The sequence below is a fragment of the Rhizobium sp. CB2179 genome (assembly GCF_057653455.1).
Genome location: NZ_CM172781.1, coordinates 3,163,960 through 3,179,907, shown reverse-complemented (window position 1 = coordinate 3,179,907; position 15,948 = coordinate 3,163,960). Strand labels below are relative to the sequence as shown.

The following is a 15,948-nucleotide window of genomic DNA, read 5'->3' as shown; positions in this document are numbered from 1 at the left end:
TGTATCATCTCCTTGGTTCGTCGTTTACGAGGCGCGTGCGACGGCCGACTGCAAGGCCATCAGTTGCTCGATCAGCGTGGCTGCGTGCTGTGGACGATGGAAGAGATAGCCCTGACCATAGTCAAGCCCCATCTGGTGGAGCGTGCGGCATTCCTCTTCGGTCTCGATGCCCTCGGCAATGACGGTGCAGTTCATCTTGTGGGAAAGCGTGGTGATGCCTTCGATCAGCATGCGGCTCTTCTGGCGCACGTCGTCGTCGCCGTCGTTGATCGCGCGGGTGAAGGACTGGTCGATCTTGATGATGTCGACGGGGAAGCGGTTGAGGTAGCTCAGCGACGAATAGCCGGTGCCGAAATCGTCAAGCGCGATGCGGCAACCGAAGCGACGAAGCTCCGTGACGATCATGCGGATCTGCGGGTTGTCGTGCATCAGCACGGCTTCGGTGATCTCGACGACGATGCGCTCGGGGCGGATGCCGTGGCGACCGACGATGGCGGCAAGACGGGCCGGCAGCGCCGGCTCGAACTGCAACGGCGAGAAGTTGATGGCGAGATAGGTATCCTGCATGCCTGATATGCGGGAAATCTCCGCGAGGTTGGCGATCGCCTTTTCCATGATGACGTTGCCGACGCGGACGATCTTTGCCGTTTCCTCGGCGACGCTGATGATCTCGGCCGGCGGCATCAAGCCCTTCTGCGGATGGTTGAGGCGCATCAGCGCCTCGAAACCGGCAATGCCTCGGCCGTTCAGGGTAACGATCGGCTGCAGAAAGGCTTCGAACCAGTTGTCGACGAGGCCGGCTTCGATATTGGCCTCGATTTCGGCGCGGCTGCGGGCACGGTCGAGCATGGCATTGTCGAAGAGCTGCGCGCCGTTCTTGCCGTCGCGTTTCTTGGCATACATCGCCATGTCGGATTTCTGGAGCAGTTCGGCCGCGGTTGCGGCATGATGCGGATAGATGGCGATGCCGACGGAAGCGCTCAGATGCATGTCGGGGGCGAACGGCGTTTCGAAGATCGAGGCAATCTGCTCGCACATCACCTTGGCGCGTTTTTCGGCGTCCTTCGCCGGCAGCAGGATGGCAAATTCGTCGCCGCCGAGACGGGCGGCCTCGTCGGAGGGGGCAAGATGGGTCTTCAGGCGCTCGACGAGCTCGATCAGCGCCATGTCGCCGGCGGCGTGGCCCATATTGTCGTTGATCCACTTGAAGCGGTCGAGATCGACGAAGAGGCAGGCGAGTTCGTGGCCGGCAGCGTCGGCGGCGGCGATCTTGTTGTCGAGTACGGCTTCGAAGCCCTGGCGATTGAGAAGACCGGTCAGGTGATCGGTGATTGCCTGGCGGTGGTTGCGGTCCTCGGAGGCCTTGAGTTCGGTCACATCGGCCATGACCGATAGCGAGAGGCGGTCTTGAGCGCCAGCGCCCGCCTCCGATTCCATAATAAGGACGTCCATGGTGCGGCCATCCAGGCAGATGAACTTGACGGTGACGGTCATGCCGCTTTCGCCCTGGCGGCGCTTGACGAATTTGTCGCGGGTCGGGGGAGTGACGAGATCGGCGAAGTTGCGGCCGATGATGGCGGCGCGGTTGTAACCCGTGGCAAGCAGCCAATAATCGCTGACGGCGGTGATGCGGTCTTCCTCGTCGAGCGAGAAGAGCATGGCGGGCGTCAGATTGTAGATGTCGGTGGCGCGGCGGTGGGCAAGCTTCAGCTCCTTTTCCTCGCTTTCGAGCTTGGTCTGCATCTCGTTGAAGCTATGGGCAAGCCGCCCCATCTCGTCGTTCGACTGCCAGTCGACATGGTGGCGGGAGCCCAGCTGGCGGGTGGCCTCGATCGCCGCCGTCAGCCGCATCAACGGCTGGATGACGAAGAAGCGGTTGCCGATCAGCGCCGTGCCGAAAACGGTCAGCACCGCGAAGATGAAGATCGAGATGAAGACAACCTCTTCCTGCTTCAGGCCGGAAAACAGGCCGAGCGCAGGATAATAGACGCTGATGCTGCCGAGGTTCTTCGGACCGTCGACGGTGTTGTAGATGATGGCGCGCGACACCTGCACCAGCTTGCCGTCGAAGGAGCGCGGAATGGTGGACTGGCTGACGTCGAGCTGGCCTGACTGGTCACGCACTTCGACCTTGACGATGGCGCCCTGGGAAACGACCGTCGCGCTGATCTGAGTGACGCTCTCCTCATCGAGATCCCACAGCGGTTTGGCCAGCGCCTGGGCATTGGCGACAAGAAGAACGGAGATATGGTCGCGTATTTCCTTGTCGGCCCGTTCCGAGGAAAGAAATAGGAAGAGAACAAAGAGGGGAGCGACAAAGACGAGCAGCGCTCCGCAAACTATCGCAAAAAATCTGTTCTCAACGGAATTGTTCATGGTTCCGTCTACTCCCCCAGGCCGGCCATATTTGCTGTCGCGCGTTGAGGCGGGCTTCTTCGCAGCTGACGAAACATGCTTTCACGAATTTGTTAAATGTTGCTGAAACGGGGCGTTTCCGGACAATGAAAAGCCCGCTTTCCAGGGGAAAGCGGGCCATATGCTTTACAAATTGGTCGAAGCGATCAGGCTTCGGCTCCACCTTCCGCAGCACTCTCGTCAATGCCGCCAGCCGGGGCAATGATGGTCGCGATCGTGAAGTCGCGGTCGATCACAGGAGTGACACCCTTCGGCAGGGTGACTTCCGCGATATGGATGCTGTCACCGATCTTCTTGCCGCTGAGGTCGATGTTGAAGAACTCAGGGATTGCATCGGCCGGGCAATGAACTTCGACTTCATGGCGAACGATGTTCAGAACACCGCCGACCTTGAGGCCCGGGGACTTCTCTTCGTTGATGAAGTGCACGGGGATTTCGACGGTCACCTGGGTGTTGCCGGAGACGCGCAGGAAATCGACATGCATGGTGAAGTCACGGACCGGATCGAGCTGGTAGTCCTTCGGCAGAACCTTGTGCTTCTTGCCGTCGACGTCGATCGTCGCCACGGTGGTCATGAAACCACCGGCGTGAATGCGCTTCGTCACCTCATTGGTGTTGAGAGCGATAGCAATGGGGGCCTGCTTGTCACCATAGATGACAGCGGGAATCAAACCGTTGCGGCGAAGTTCACGGGCGGACCCCTTACCAACCCGTTCGCGCGCCTCGGCCTTGAGCTCGTAAGTTTCCTGGCTCATGGCTATTCCTTTCGAGGTTATTTGGAGAGTTCGGCGGCGGGCAAAAGCCTTGTTCCGACGAACCGGAGGCGGTATGACCCGACCTCATCCGCGTTGCCTCCAAGGGTGTCTACACGGACCGGTGGCCTATATTATAAGTCGATCGGAAACGCAAGTTGCGGATTTGGGTTGTTTTTCGCCCATATACACGCTTTCGCCAAGGTTTAACCATCGAAAACGAAATCGGCGGCGATTAATAGATCCTGCGTTTGCCGGCCAATATAAGCAGGGCCGTCTCAATTTGCCGGTTGCCTCTCATGTTGCGTGTCCTTTCCTGCATCACCGTCGAACACAGCCTTCCGCATCTGATCTTCGCCACCGTTATTTGTGTGCTCGGATCGATGCTGTCGATGCGCCTCTTCACCCGGGTGCGCCGATCGCAGGGGTTGCAGAAAACCAACTGGTTGTTTCTCTCTGGTTTTGTTGGCGGCTCGACCATCTGGACGACGCATTTCATCGCCATGCTCGGTTACCAGACGCCGGTGGCGAACGGCTATGAGCCGACGTTGACGCTGCTGTCGCTGTTTGCCGCCGTCGCGACGACGATGACCGGCTTTACCATCGCGTCAATCGCGCAGAAGAGCCCGCTTATCGAGGCAGGCGGCGTTATCGTCGGCCTCGGCATCGCGGTAATGCACTATGTCGGGATCGCCGGTTACGAGATCGAGGGTCGTCTCGAATGGCAGACCTCTTATGTCGTCGCCTCGCTGGTCTTCGCCGGCTTGTTCGGCGCAGTCGCCACCAATCGCGTCTGCCGGCCGATCACGCGTTTCTGCCGCCACGGGGCTGCCCTTTCGCTGATCCTTGCGATCGTGCTCACGCATTTCACCGGCATGGCGGGGCTGACGATCCTGCCGGATGCCACTGTTGCGGCACCCACCGAGATCATCTCGGACGGCATCATGACCGGTCTCGTCAGCGCCGTCATGATCATCATCCTGGTGCTGGGCGCCTCCACCTATATTATCGACATGCAGTCGACGCAGGCAGCCGTCGAGCGTTATCGCCATCTGTCGCTGCATGACCCGCTGACCAATCTTGCCAATCGCGCCGCCTTCAACGAGCATCTGTCGGCGCTGGTCAACAAGCCGAAGGACATGACGGCCAATATTGCCGTGCTCTCCTTCGACCTCGACCGTTTCAAGGAAATCAACGACGTTCACGGCCACGCCGCCGGCGATGCCGTGCTGCGCGCCGTCGCCGAACGGCTGTCCAAGATCATGCTGAACGGCCAGTTCGTGGCGCGGGTCGGCGGCGACGAGTTCGTCGCCGTCATGTGCGATTATTTCGTCCGTTCGGACGCCAAGGGACTGGCACAACGCATGCTCGACGAGATCGCCCGGCCGATCGAATGGAACGGCCATGCGCTGACCGTCGGCTCCAGTATCGGTATCTCCACCTATCCCGGACAGGCGGACACTTTGGACGACCTGCTGTCACAGGCCGATATCGCCATGTATCGGGCAAAATCGACAGCGACCAACAGCATATGCTTCTACGAGCCCTCGATGGATCAGGCAGCGCGCGAACGCAACGCGTTGGCGAGCGAGATGCGGGAGGGATTGGCGCGCGGCGAATTCGAGCTGTTCTACCAGCAGCAGAATGACACGGTGACGCGCGACATCGTTGGCCTGGAAGTGCTCCTGCGCTGGAGACATCCTGTGCGCGGCTACATCTCACCCGTCGAATTCATTCCGATCGCGGAGAAGACCGGCTTTATCATTGAGCTTGGTGAATGGGTGCTGCGGGCCGCTTGCGCGGAAGCGGCGACATGGAAGAACCCGTTACGCATCGCCGTCAACGTCGCGCCGCAGCAGCTCGGCGACAACCGCCTACCGCAGATCGTGCATCAGATCCTGCTTGAGACCGGCCTGCCGGCGGCGCGACTCGAGATCGAGATCACCGAATCCGGCATCATCGCCGATCATCAACATGCGCTTCAGGCCATCCGCCGGCTGAAGGCGCTCGGCGTCAAGGTGGCGATGGACGATTACGGCACCGGTTATTCGTCACTGTCGACACTGCAGAGCTTCCCGTTCGACAAGATCAAGATCGACCGCGCCTTCGTCGACGGCGTCGTCACCAACAAGCAGTCTGCGGCAATCGTGCGTTCGACGCTTATTCTTGCAGCAAGCCTCGACATACCGGTGCTTGCTGAAGGCGTCGAAAACGAAGACCATATCGACTTCCTGCGACGGGAAGGCTGCCTGCAGGTGCAGGGCTTCCTCTTCGGTAAGCCGGGACCGCGCTCGGGCATCGAGGCGATCGTCAACGGCGAGGTGCCGGCCGCACAGCAGGAAACGGTTCTTGCGCCGGCCGTGAAAAAATCCGCGGCCGCGTGAGCGGCAAATTGCCATTCTCTGCCGCAGCTGAGGTTGACATCGGCGCGCTTCGCATCTTTGGATGGCCCGCATTCAAAAAAGCGGCTGAGGAGAAATCGGACTATGCGTCTCAAACTTGTCACGGCAACGAGCTTGCTGGCACTTTGCCTTGTCACCACGGCCCAGGGTGTCGAGATCAATCAGGATGGCGCCAATGCGGTCAAGGACACGCTGACGAAGCTGCTTCCCGAGGATCTGGCCAAGAGCGGCCTGATCACCGTCAATCCGGCGGGGGCGCGATACGAGATCATTTACGATCTGGCGAAGCTGCTTGCCAAAGCCGATCCGGCGACATTCGCGATCAACGGGCTGACGCCGTTCTCGATGTTCGCCACGCCGCTCGATAGCGGGCTCTGGAACATCGAGGGTGACAACAACCTCAACGTTTCCGGCCATTTCAAAGGCCCCGACCAGAAGCCGACGGATTTTTCCTACTCCATCGCTTCGCTTGTCTATACCGGCGTCTTCGACCCGGCGATCAGCTATCTGCGCTCCGGCACCTTCACCGGCAAGGACATCAAGGTCACCAGCAAGTCCGACACCGAGGAAGTCCATGCCAGCATCGCCGCGATCGACCAAAAGCTGAGTTCGACGGACAGCGCAGGCGGCAACGGGCGTATCGATTTTGCGGGCAGCGGCTCGATGTCGACTTTCGTCGAGCAGGTTTCCGGCCTGCAAATGCCGCCTGTCGAAATCCGTGCCGATTCGATCGATTTCGATGCGAAGGTGAACGGCCTGCCGGCCAAACAAATCCGCGAGATCGTCCTTTTCGTTCTCGACCATCTCGAGGAGAAGGAACTAGGCCCGGAGAATAGCGGCAAGATTAAGGGAATGCTGAAGGAAGCCTTCCCGATTCTTGCCTCGTTCAGCGAGACGATCGGGGTCAATAATCTGACCATCAGCAGCCAGATGGGCAATGGCGGCGTCAAGGCGTTCGGTTACAACCTGGCCATCGATGGGCCGAGCGACGCCATGCGTTTCGGCTTCGGCATCAATGCGCAGGACATCAGCCTCGACAGCCCGCTGATTCCGCCAAGCTATTCGCCTTTCATGCCGACCAGCTTCGAGCTGCAACTCGCCATGCCGAATCTGGATTTCGCCACCTTCGGCGAAGCCCTCATGGCGATGGATTTCAATGACAAGGCGCCGGAGACGAGCGGCGAGGAGATGAGCAAGAAGCTCTTCCGCGACGGCCGGCTCGCCGTCGAGTTTCCGAAGGTCAGCGCCAAATCCGACGTCTACGACCTCGATATGACCGGCAAGATCGAGGGGCGGGTCGACACCGAAAAGGACTATTCCATGGAGGCGACGATCCTTGCCCGTGATCTCGACAAGACGATTGCCGCGGTTCAGGAGCTTGCCAAGACGGATCCCGATCTCAACCAGGTCTCCTTCGGCATCATGATGGTGAAGGGTTTCGCGAAGACCGATGCAGATGGTCGTTCGCGCTGGGACATCAGCGTCGGCCGCGACGGCGCGATCGCCGTCAACGGCCAGGTGGTCAAGGGGCCGGATGGTCCGGATCAAAATCAAGATCAGGGGCTGGAGCCAGACCAGGAGCAGGAACCGGATCAGGGTCAGGACACGGTACCTGCGCCGCCGCAGCAGCCTTGAGCCTTATCAATTGGGATCAGAAATGAAAGGAAGCCGGCCTTGTGCCGGCTTTTTTGTGCCCAACGATCGCAACGGCGGTTTATTCTGGGCTTTCGTTGTCACCGAACGCGGCTCGGCGACAATCAACGGGCCAGCAATTCATGCGGCTTGGAGAAATGCCCGGTAATAGCTTGGTCCATCTGATGCAGAAATTGAAAGAGCCGGTCGAATGCCGGCTCTTTTTAATCGAACAGGCTAGAGACGGACTCTTCCTGAGCCGTTCGGCTGATGGCTTCGCCGATCAGAGGGGCCGTGGTCACGATGCGGATATTGTGCGCCGAGAGAACCGCCGTGGTCGGCTGGATCGAATCCGTGATGACGAGTTCGCGAAGCTTCGAGGAAGTGACGCGGGTGACTGCGCCGCCCGAGAGAACGCCGTGGGTGATATAGGCGGTGACACTGGATGCGCCCTTGGCCAACATCGCGTCGGCCGCGTTGCAGAGCGTGCCGCCGGAATCGACAATGTCGTCGATCAGCAGACAATCTTTGCCGGTGATGTCACCGATGATGTTCATGACTTCGGATTCACCCGGCCGCTCGCGACGCTTGTCGACGATGGCCAGAAGACAGTCCAGCCGCTTGGCCAGCGCGCGGGCGCGAACCACACCACCGACGTCAGGCGAGACGACCACGACGTTGCTGAGGTCATAATGGCTCTTGATGTCGCGCGTCAGCACGGGCATGGCGAAGAGATTGTCGGTCGGGATATCGAAGAAGCCCTGGATCTGCCCGGCATGGAGATCGAGCGTCATGACACGGTCGGCGCCGGCTTCGGTAATGAGGTTTGCAACCAGCTTGGCGGAGATCGGTGTGCGGCCTGAAGCACGACGGTCCTGACGGGCATAGCCGAAATAGGGTAGGACGGCGGTGATGCGGCGGGCCGATGAACGACGCATCGCGTCGATCATGATCAGCAATTCCATCAGGTGGTCGTTGGCAGGAAAGGCGGTGGGCTGTACGAGGAAAACGTCCTCGCCGCGCACATTTTCCTGGATTTCCACGAAGATTTCCTGATCGGCAAACCTCCGGACACTGGCTTTCCCCAAGGGAACATTGAGATAGTTGCAGATCGCTTCGGCGAGTTGCCGGTTCGAATTGCCTGCGAAAACCTTCATTTTGGTCCGCCTGTTACGCGCTGATAGCCGCGCTTTTTAGTCAGCTTCCCCGTGAATGCAAGGGCAAAGGCGCCACAGGCTTCCATATTTGCAAAAAGTTTGTGACTAGCCGCCCTTTGTCTGCCGCCAGGAGGAGAATTCCGCGATGGTTTTTGAGCCGATTTGCTGCATCACCGAGGCTGGAACACCCGCCCAGGGATCGGCCGCGGCCGTCGGCACGCTTTCCTGGCCCTGGATGCGGTGCAGGCGGGCGCCGCCGCTGTCGAGAACGTCCCAGACATAGACCACGGTAACCTTGCCGGCATCGCTGAAGGCGGAGAGATAGCCTTTGAGGATGTAATCGCTGCTCCCATCGGTCGAGCTCTTGATGGAAAGGCCATGCGAGCGCGCCTCGGCGCCGAGCTGGCGCGAGAGTGGTGTCACGGCCTGCACCGGCGCGCCGATGATCGGCAGGAAGCGTACGGTATTGCCGCGGGCGGTGGAGGAATTGGGGGGGAGAGCGGCGGTCTGCTGCGGCTGTTGCGCCTCGGCCGGCGGAGCCGGCTGTGCGGCAAGCTCACCACTGGCCGCCGACGGGGGCAGCGATTGTCCGTCGATCGGGGCAGAGGCGGCCGGTGAGGAGCCGCTTCTCGACAGGGCGTCTGCCTGTTCCTGCATCGTCGTCGGCGCCGCGCCGGTGCCGGGCCGATAGGCCCGCTGCGACTGATCATAGGCTGGATGGTAGCCGCCCTGCTGCGAGCTTCCCGAGAAACGCGGCTGGCGGGTGCCTGCCAAACTCTCGGCTTCGCTCTGCGTCACCGGGCTCGACGGGGCGTCCCCGGAGGAATTGCCGATATCGACCTGCGGCGTAAGCGCATCGGTCGTGTTGCAGGCTGTCAATAGAGCCATGACGAACAGGAGCGTGGGCACAATCGCAGCTCGCGTCATCCCTTGGTCCGTCCTTCCCGCAATCGCAATCAGCCCCACCCGAATTTATGCGGGTGGGGACGGTCGTCTGTCAATTCCGGATTCTCACCGGTCAGAGCCCGATGAAATCGAGCGGATGGCGGGATAGCGCGCGCGGCGCATCCGCTGTCGTCAGATAGGTCTGGCCGAGCGTCATCGCCGTGCCCGTATCTGAGTCGGCGATGATCATGTGCACGAAGAGCGACATGTTCGGCTCGATCGGCTGCGGATTGCCGACATGGAACATCTGATGCTCCATCCAGGAGGGCGAGAAGCGGGCGCCGAGCGAATAACCGCAGGCATTCAGCCGGTGGCGAGCCAGGCCGCGCTCGTCGATGATCCTGGCATGCATGTCGAAGACATCGCCAAAGGTCTGGCCGGGCTTCAGCACGGTTTCGATCGCCTCGATGGTTTCGCGGCAGGCGTTGTAAAGCTCGCGGTGGCGATGCGTCGGCTCGCCGATGACGATCGTGCGCATCATGGCGGCATGGTAATGCGCATAGGCGCCAGCCCATTCGAGCGTCAACTGGTCGTTGGCGTCGAGCTTGCGGCGGCCGGCCTTGTAGCGGCAGAGCAGCGCGTCGGCGCCGGAGCCGATGATAAACTCGTTGGCGGGATAGTCGCCGCCGCCGGAAAAGATCGCACCCTGCATGGCAGCGAGGATATCCGCCTCGTCGGCGCCGGGCTTTGTCAACCGGATCGCGGCATCGAGCGCATCGTCGGCGAGAGCGGCGGCGCGCTCGACATAGGCGACCTCCGTCGGGCTCTTGATCAGGCGCAGCCGGCTGACGAGGTAGGAGGCGTCGACGATCTGGCCGAAGGTGGTCAATTGCGCGTCGAGCAGCCGGGCGACGCGGCCGGTCATGCCGTGGGTATCATATTCGATGCCGATGCGGGCGCCGAGCAGGTCCAGCTCAACCAGCAGGTTCTTCAGGTCGAGCGTCGGGTCGGCATTGACCCGGTCGACCCAGATATGGATGTCCTCGAGGATCGAGGTATGCCTGGCCTGGCGAAGATCAGCCGAGCGGGTGATCAGCGCCATGGTGCCGTCGCTCTTGACGACCAGCGTCTGGAAGAAGCAATAGCCGAAGGTGTCGTAGCCGGTCAGCCAGTACATGCTTTCCTGGGCGAAGAGCAGCAAGGCGTCGAGCTTTTCTTCCTTCATCTTCTCGGTGAGGCGCGCAAGCCGGCTTGCGAATTCGGCCTTTTCGAAATGCAGTGCCATTCTGCTCAAGTCTCCCTGATTGATATCGCGGAAATCTGGCGGCCGTAATCCGGCTCCTTGCGATGTGTCGTCCTGCGGTAGGAAAAGAAGCGCTCGTTGTCCGGATAAGTGCAGAGGCCGAGGCTTTCGGCACGCACGCCGGCTTTCGTCAGCCGGTCGACGGTCAGTGCCGGCAGGTCGAACATGGCGCGGCCAGGCGTTGTGGAAGGCACGAAAAAGCGCTCGTCGTCCGGGTTTTCGGCGACGAAACGCTCGACGAATTCGGGACCGACCTCATAGCTTGTCTGGCTGATCGAGGGGCCAAGGCAGGCGACGATGCTGGCGCGGTCAGCACCCAGCGCCTCCATGGCAGCGACGGTATTTTCGAGCACGCCCGTCAACGCGCCCTTCCAGCCGGCGTGGGCGGCACCGATGACGCGATTGTCCGGGTCGGCAAACAGGATGGGTCCGCAATCGGCGGCGAGCACGCCAAGCGCAATGCCAGGGGTGCGCGTTACCATCGCATCCGCGTCGGGGCGGGCGCCGTCGTAATCGGCGCCAATAGTCACGACATCGGGGGAATGGACCTGATGCACGGTTGCCAGCCGCTCGACCGGCAAGCCGAACCAGGCGGCGACGCGACGGCGGTTTTCCAAGACCTTGTCGCGTTCGTCGCCGGAGCCGAGGCCGACGTTAAGGCCACGATACAGCCCTTCGGAAACGCCGCCGGTCCGAGTGAAATAACCGTGCCGGATCGTGGCGCCCGCCGCTTCGTTCAGCAGCGCGCTTTCGATCGGTGCGGGAGAGGCCGCGTCCTGCATCTGTGATTCCGGGGTTTTCGAGGGGTTTGTTGTTATCCCAAGCGCATCGCATATGCGGCGCGCTTCAAGTTCTTGTTTCGGGCGGATGTTGAACCAGCCGCGTGCGCCCTGTCAATCCACCGGACGAAAGGGCATGAGATCGATGGCGGGATAAGAGACCGCCATCACCTTGAAGAGTTCGCCCATCCGGCCTTCACCGGCGCCGGCAAGCCTTTCGACCGCCGCCTGGATGACCTGCTGGGTGTGCGGCTCGCGATCACGGCCGAGAGCGGTTGCGCGCTCGAGGATGCCGAGGCCGGTCAGAAAATCACCTTGGTGCAGGGCGCCGTTCAGATAGAGGCCAGCCGCAAGCGCTGTTTCGGCGAGTTGCTGGAAGTCGACATGGCTCGTCAGATCGGCTTCGCCTGGATGCGCGAGCGGCGGGTCGAATTCATGCATGCGCACGGCCTGCAGCGTATCGCCGAAGCCGGTGACGAGATGGCCGTAGTCGATCGCAAGCGCCGTGCCGCCGAAGGCGCGCAACCGCTCGCAGATCGCCATCATCACCGCCTGGCGGGCAGGCGAGATCTCGAAGAGTGTGCCGACCGGCACGTTCTGCACCGGTTCGGGAAGAAGCGTGGGATCGATGCCGGCGACGCCGGGGGCGAAGGTCAGCTCGCCGTCGGCGTCGATGCCGACCATGCGCTCGCGAAAACCCGTCGCCATGCGAACGAACTGGCGGATCGGGATGGCGTCGAAGAGTTCGTTGGCGGCAATCAGCGTGAAGCCGGGAGGTACTTCGTCGAAGCCATTATGCCAGGTGATCTTCTCGCCGTGGGGTTCGAGCGTCTGGCTCTGGACATCGCGCAGCCGCTCGCTGGTTTCGACAAGATGCACGGTCATGACGTCGAAAAGCGGTGGAGCGATGCGGGAGATGACGCGCAGCATGTCTGATATCATGGTGCCGCGGCCGGGGCCGATCTCGACGAGGCGGACGTCTGTCGGTGTGCCATGGCGCTGCCACGCATGGACGATGAAGACGCCGATCATCTCGCCGAAGATCTGGCTGACCTCGGGCGCGGTGACGAAATCACCGGAACGGCCGAAGGGCTCGCGGGTGCGGTAATAGCCGTGTTCGGGGTCCGCGAGGCAGAGCGAGAAATAATCGGTGACGCTGATCGGGCCGTTGGCCTGGATAATCGCCTTGATCTTTTCGCCTAGAGCGGTGGTCATGTCGCGTCCTGCCGTTTCAGAGCTGCAGCGCAGCCTGGCGGCGAGCCCGCAGCATCGCCCAGAGGCCAAGCAGGATCATCGGGGAGGAGAGCACCATGCCCATGGTCAGCCAGTTCGTGCCGAGGAGGTAACCGAGCTGGGCGTCAGGCTCGCGGAAGAATTCGACGAAGATGCGCGACAGCGCATAACCGCAAACGAAGACGCCTGTAATGAAGCCGGGGCTTTTCAGTGCGCGCATGCCAAAGATGAAAGCGGCCAGCCCCAGGAGCAGAACGATGCCTTCGAGGCCGGCTTCGTAGAGCTGGCTTGGGTGGCGGGCGAAGGGGCCGCCGGTCGGGAAGACCACGGCCCAGGGCACGTCGGTCAAACGGCCCCAGAGCTCGCCATTGATGAAATTGGCGATGCGGCCGAAGAAGAGGCCGAAGGGAACGACCGCGGCGACGATGTCGAACAGGCTCCAGATCGGGATGGCGTTGCGGCGGGCAAAGAGGATCATGGCGATCGTCGTGCCGGTCAGGCCGCCATGGAAGGACATGCCACCGTTCCAGATCTCGAGCGCACGGACGGGACTGCGCAGGACAGCGGGGAGATCATAAAAGAAAATATAGCCGAGACGACCGCCGAGGACGACACCAAGCGCTGCCCAGACGATGAAATCGTCGAGCTGCACCTTTGTTATCGGCGAGACGTTGCCGGGCCAGAGACTTTCATTGGCGGCGAGGCGGCGCGCATAGGCCCAGCCGAGCAGGATGCCGGCAACATAGGCGAGACCATACCAATGAATCGCCAGCGGACCGATCGAAAAGGCGATCGGATCGATATCCGGGAAAGGCATGATGGCAAGGAGATCGGCTGCTGTCGGCAAGGTTTTCCACCTGTTGAGTTGCGCGGAACATGCCGTTGCGATCCCGGACGGTCAAGTCCATTGTTCGTGATGGCCCATTCCCGGCCTGTTCCGGCAAGCTTATCCCGTGCAAAGCGCTTGCATCGTCGATGGCGAAGCCCTACCTCAATCCTCGAGGCCCCGAAGGGCTGAATTCACCTCATGCGAAGGGAGAAAAACGCCATGACGACCGGAACGAACCGCATCATGGACGAATTCGCCAAGCTGATGACCGATGCGGCCGGTGCCGCCCAGGGCGTCCGCAAGGAGATCGAGACCGCCTTCAACGCCCAGGCCGAGCGTTGGCTGAACAGCATGGACATCGTCAAGCGAGAGGAGTTCGAGGCCGTGCGCGAGATGGCGATCAAGGCACGCGACGAGAACGAGGCACTTGCCGCCCGCATCGCAGCACTCGAGGCAAAGCTTGCCGGCGAGGGCACTTAAGTCCCGATACGACACAGATGCGGCGTGGCCTTCATGCCACACGCCGCATCTTCCGTAAAAAAACCAGGTGAGTTTTCCACCTGTGGACACTGCCAAAAAAGCCAATTCGCAGAGTCGCTTATTCTCCCTTCTGAATTGAATTTCGAAGAGCCTTTCCACAGTGGCCGGTCCTATTTTCCGTTCAGGGGGCTGGCAGGGGACCAGGGGCGCTATACACTGATTTTAAATGATGATTCGAAGCGACGTGGTAAGCTCCGGGCAGGTTATCTGCGTTAAGTCTGGCAGCGGTTCAACGATCATCCGAGTGGTGGTTCCGGTATTTTGCGTGTGTCTTGCTTGTGTTCGTACACCAAGTTAGGTCGCATTCGTTCCGGTCAAGAAGGTGCTGCATGAACCTGATGGAATTGGAAGTCGAGCGTCAGTCGAACCCGGTCGATATGATCGAGTATGTTGCCTCCAACAACGACTGGTCGTTCGAACGGTCCGGCGAGGACGAGATCGCAATGACGGTCGAGGGCCGCTGGACGGACTACCACGTCTCCTTCTCCTGGATGGAGGAATTCGAGGCGCTGCATCTTGGCTGCGCCTTCGATATCAAAGTTCCCGACATCAGGGTCAACGAGGTGGTCAAGCTGCTCTCGGCGATCAACGGGCAGGTGCTGATGGGTCATTTCGACCTCTGGCGCCAGGAAGATGTCGTCATTTTCCGTCAATCGCTGCTGCTTGCCGGCGGCGCGGAGCCTACCAATCGCCAGGTGGAGGTGCTGCTTTCCAGCGCGCTCGACACCTGCGAAGCCTATTTTCAGGCATTCCAGTTCGTCGTCTGGTCCGGCATGGAAGCGACGAAGGCGATGGAAGCCGTGCTGTTTGAAACGGTTGGCGAGGCATAAGATGCCGACGGCCGCTTTCTCCTCGATACATCCCGTCGTTCTGATCGGTGCCGGAAACATGGGCGGGGCGATGCTCTCCGGCTGGCTGAAAAGCGGCGTTCCGGGCTCGGCCGTCATCGTTGTCGATCCCGGTCCGTCGCCTGCGATGCTTTCGACGATCAGCGAGGCTGGCGCGACCCATCTGACCGCGCTTCCCACGGATTTGAAGGCAAGCGTGCTTTTCCTCGCGGTCAAGCCGCAGGTGATGGAGGCGGTGCTGCCGGCGGTGAAGAGTGCCGTCGGGCCGGAGACGGTCGTCGTCTCGGTCGCGGCCGGCAAGACGCTCGGTTTCCTCGAGAGACATTTCGGCAAGGCCGCCATGGTGCGTGCCATGCCGAACACGCCGGCCATGGTCGGGCGCGGTGTGACCGGCGCTTTTGCCAATTCGGGGGTCAGCGATGCGCAACGCGAACGCGTCCATTCCCTACTGCGCGTCTCCGGCCCGGTCGAATGGGTGCCGGCGGAAGCCGATATCGATGCCGTGACGGCGCTTTCGGGCAGCGGTCCGGCTTATGTATTCTATCTCGTCGAATGTATGGCGGAGGCAGGCCGTAAACTCGGCCTGCAGGCGGACCTCGCCATGCGTCTTGCGCGGGAAACAGTCGCGGGGGCTGGTGAACTCATGCACCAGTCCCCCGACGACGCTTCGCGGCTGCGGGAGAATGTGACCTCTCCCGGCGGCACGACGGCGGCGGCGCTCGCCGTGCTGATGGCCGAAGACGGCATGCAGCCCTTGTTCGACGCAGCCCTTGCGGCGGCGCGCAAGCGGGCCGAGGAACTGGCCGGCTGACGGAGACCATATGGCAGAAGAGATCACCTACCTCGATTTCGAGCGTGTCGATATTCGTGTCGGCACGATCATCGAGGCCGGTCCCTTTCCGGAGGCACGCAAGCCGGCGTTTAAACTCCTGATCGATTTCGGTCCTGAGATCGGCACGAAAAAATCCTCAGCGCAGATCACCGTGCATTATACGCCGGAAAGCCTGATCGGCCGGCAGGTGCTCGGCGTCGTCAACTTCCCGCCGCGCCAGATCGGGCCATTCCGCTCGGAAGTGCTGACGTTGGGTTTCGAGGACGAGAACGGCGCGATCGTGCTTGCTGCGGTCGAACAGCCGGTGCCGAACGGCCGAAAGATGATGTGAGCGTGAGCTC

14 protein-coding genes are annotated in these 15,948 nt (G+C 61.3%); 6 read left to right on the top strand and 8 right to left on the bottom strand.

Translation table 11 applies throughout. From position 1 onward, the window contains the following. Positions 1-24: 24 nt before the first annotated feature. Both AC244Q_RS15925 and AC244Q_RS15920 read right to left on the bottom strand, forming a co-directional pair. Positions 25-2,376, bottom strand: a complete 2,352-nt coding sequence (locus AC244Q_RS15925; RefSeq protein ID WP_012758446.1) for an EAL domain-containing protein — start codon at positions 2,374-2,376, stop codon at positions 25-27. 185 nt (positions 2,377-2,561) lie between these two features. Beyond that, positions 2,562-3,170, bottom strand: coding sequence for a 50S ribosomal protein L25/general stress protein Ctc (locus AC244Q_RS15920; protein WP_012758445.1), 609 nt, complete (start codon positions 3,168-3,170; stop codon positions 2,562-2,564). 296 nt (positions 3,171-3,466) lie between these two features. Between AC244Q_RS15920 and AC244Q_RS15915 the strand changes: the two genes are divergently transcribed. Together AC244Q_RS15915 and AC244Q_RS15910 are read left to right on the top strand one after the other, a co-directional pair. After that, a complete protein-coding gene (locus AC244Q_RS15915; protein ID WP_012758444.1) occupies positions 3,467-5,551 on the top strand; it encodes a putative bifunctional diguanylate cyclase/phosphodiesterase in 2,085 nt (694 codons plus the stop codon). A 102-nt stretch (positions 5,552-5,653) separates the two neighbouring features. Further along, positions 5,654-7,204 carry a hypothetical protein gene (locus AC244Q_RS15910; protein WP_012758443.1) on the top strand — a complete coding sequence of 517 codons (1,551 nt, stop codon included), beginning with the start codon at positions 5,654-5,656 and terminating at the stop codon, positions 7,202-7,204. Between the two features lie 221 nt (positions 7,205-7,425). Here the strand turns inward: AC244Q_RS15910 and AC244Q_RS15905 are convergent, their stop codons facing one another. The 6 genes from AC244Q_RS15905 to lgt form a co-directional block, all read right to left on the bottom strand. Beyond that, positions 7,426-8,358, bottom strand: coding sequence for a ribose-phosphate pyrophosphokinase (locus tag AC244Q_RS15905; protein ID WP_011652946.1), 933 nt, complete (start codon positions 8,356-8,358; stop codon positions 7,426-7,428). Between the two features lie 105 nt (positions 8,359-8,463). Then, positions 8,464-9,285: a hypothetical protein gene (locus AC244Q_RS15900; protein ID WP_012758442.1), complete on the bottom strand. Its 822-nt coding sequence runs from the start codon at positions 9,283-9,285 to the stop codon at positions 8,464-8,466. 91 nt (positions 9,286-9,376) lie between these two features. Next, on the bottom strand, positions 9,377-10,528 hold the full coding sequence (locus tag AC244Q_RS15895) for a M24 family metallopeptidase (protein WP_128405960.1): 1,152 nt from the start codon (positions 10,526-10,528) through the stop codon (positions 9,377-9,379). A gap of 5 nt (positions 10,529-10,533) precedes the next feature. Then, positions 10,534-11,328 carry a peptidoglycan editing factor PgeF gene (gene pgeF / locus AC244Q_RS15890; protein ID WP_012758440.1) on the bottom strand — a complete coding sequence of 265 codons (795 nt, stop codon included), beginning with the start codon at positions 11,326-11,328 and terminating at the stop codon, positions 10,534-10,536. A gap of 111 nt (positions 11,329-11,439) precedes the next feature. After that, positions 11,440-12,540 (bottom strand): class I SAM-dependent methyltransferase, encoded by a 1,101-nt coding sequence (locus AC244Q_RS15885; RefSeq protein WP_012758439.1) that lies wholly within the window; start codon positions 12,538-12,540, stop codon positions 11,440-11,442. Positions 12,541-12,556: 16 nt separating this feature from the next. Beyond that, positions 12,557-13,405, bottom strand: coding sequence for a prolipoprotein diacylglyceryl transferase (gene lgt, locus AC244Q_RS15880; protein WP_012758438.1), 849 nt, complete (start codon positions 13,403-13,405; stop codon positions 12,557-12,559). Between the two features lie 201 nt (positions 13,406-13,606). On the opposite strand from lgt, the gene AC244Q_RS15875 reads away from it, so the two are divergent. The 4 genes from AC244Q_RS15875 (at position 13,607) to AC244Q_RS15860 (ending at position 15,938) form a co-directional block, all read left to right on the top strand. After that, entirely contained in the window at positions 13,607-13,867 is a 261-nt protein-coding gene (locus AC244Q_RS15875) for an accessory factor UbiK family protein (RefSeq protein ID WP_012758437.1), read from the top strand. Between the two features lie 389 nt (positions 13,868-14,256). After that, complete coding sequence (locus tag AC244Q_RS15870; protein WP_003541709.1) at positions 14,257-14,757, top strand: type III secretion system chaperone family protein; 501 nt, start codon at positions 14,257-14,259, stop codon at positions 14,755-14,757. A gap of 1 nt (position 14,758) precedes the next feature. Further along, a complete protein-coding gene (proC, locus tag AC244Q_RS15865) occupies positions 14,759-15,586 on the top strand; it encodes a pyrroline-5-carboxylate reductase (RefSeq protein WP_017994808.1) in 828 nt (275 codons plus the stop codon). 10 nt (positions 15,587-15,596) lie between these two features. After that, positions 15,597-15,938 (top strand): tRNA-binding protein, encoded by a 342-nt coding sequence (locus AC244Q_RS15860; RefSeq protein ID WP_012758435.1) that lies wholly within the window; start codon positions 15,597-15,599, stop codon positions 15,936-15,938. Positions 15,939-15,948: the final 10 nt, after the last annotated feature.

Excerpts from the sequence above, each read along its gene's own strand:
- AC244Q_RS15925 (WP_012758446.1), bottom strand. The coding sequence starts at position 2,376 with ATGAACAATTCCGTTGAGAACAGATTTTTTGCGATAGTTTGCGGAGCG.
- AC244Q_RS15920 (WP_012758445.1), bottom strand. The coding sequence starts at position 3,170 with ATGAGCCAGGAAACTTACGAGCTCAAGGCCGAGGCGCGCGAACGGGTT.
- AC244Q_RS15915 (WP_012758444.1), top strand. The coding sequence starts at position 3,467 with ATGTTGCGTGTCCTTTCCTGCATCACCGTCGAACACAGCCTTCCGCAT.
- AC244Q_RS15910 (WP_012758443.1), top strand. The coding sequence starts at position 5,654 with ATGCGTCTCAAACTTGTCACGGCAACGAGCTTGCTGGCACTTTGCCTT.
- AC244Q_RS15905 (WP_011652946.1), bottom strand. The coding sequence starts at position 8,358 with ATGAAGGTTTTCGCAGGCAATTCGAACCGGCAACTCGCCGAAGCGATC.
- AC244Q_RS15900 (WP_012758442.1), bottom strand. The coding sequence starts at position 9,285 with ATGACGCGAGCTGCGATTGTGCCCACGCTCCTGTTCGTCATGGCTCTA.
- AC244Q_RS15895 (WP_128405960.1), bottom strand. The coding sequence starts at position 10,528 with ATGGCACTGCATTTCGAAAAGGCCGAATTCGCAAGCCGGCTTGCGCGC.
- pgeF (WP_012758440.1), bottom strand. The coding sequence starts at position 11,328 with ATGCAGGACGCGGCCTCTCCCGCACCGATCGAAAGCGCGCTGCTGAAC.
- AC244Q_RS15885 (WP_012758439.1), bottom strand. The coding sequence starts at position 12,540 with ATGACCACCGCTCTAGGCGAAAAGATCAAGGCGATTATCCAGGCCAAC.
- AC244Q_RS15875 (WP_012758437.1), top strand. The coding sequence starts at position 13,607 with ATGACGACCGGAACGAACCGCATCATGGACGAATTCGCCAAGCTGATG.
- AC244Q_RS15870 (WP_003541709.1), top strand. The coding sequence starts at position 14,257 with ATGAACCTGATGGAATTGGAAGTCGAGCGTCAGTCGAACCCGGTCGAT.
- proC (WP_017994808.1), top strand. The coding sequence starts at position 14,759 with ATGCCGACGGCCGCTTTCTCCTCGATACATCCCGTCGTTCTGATCGGT.
- AC244Q_RS15860 (WP_012758435.1), top strand. The coding sequence starts at position 15,597 with ATGGCAGAAGAGATCACCTACCTCGATTTCGAGCGTGTCGATATTCGT.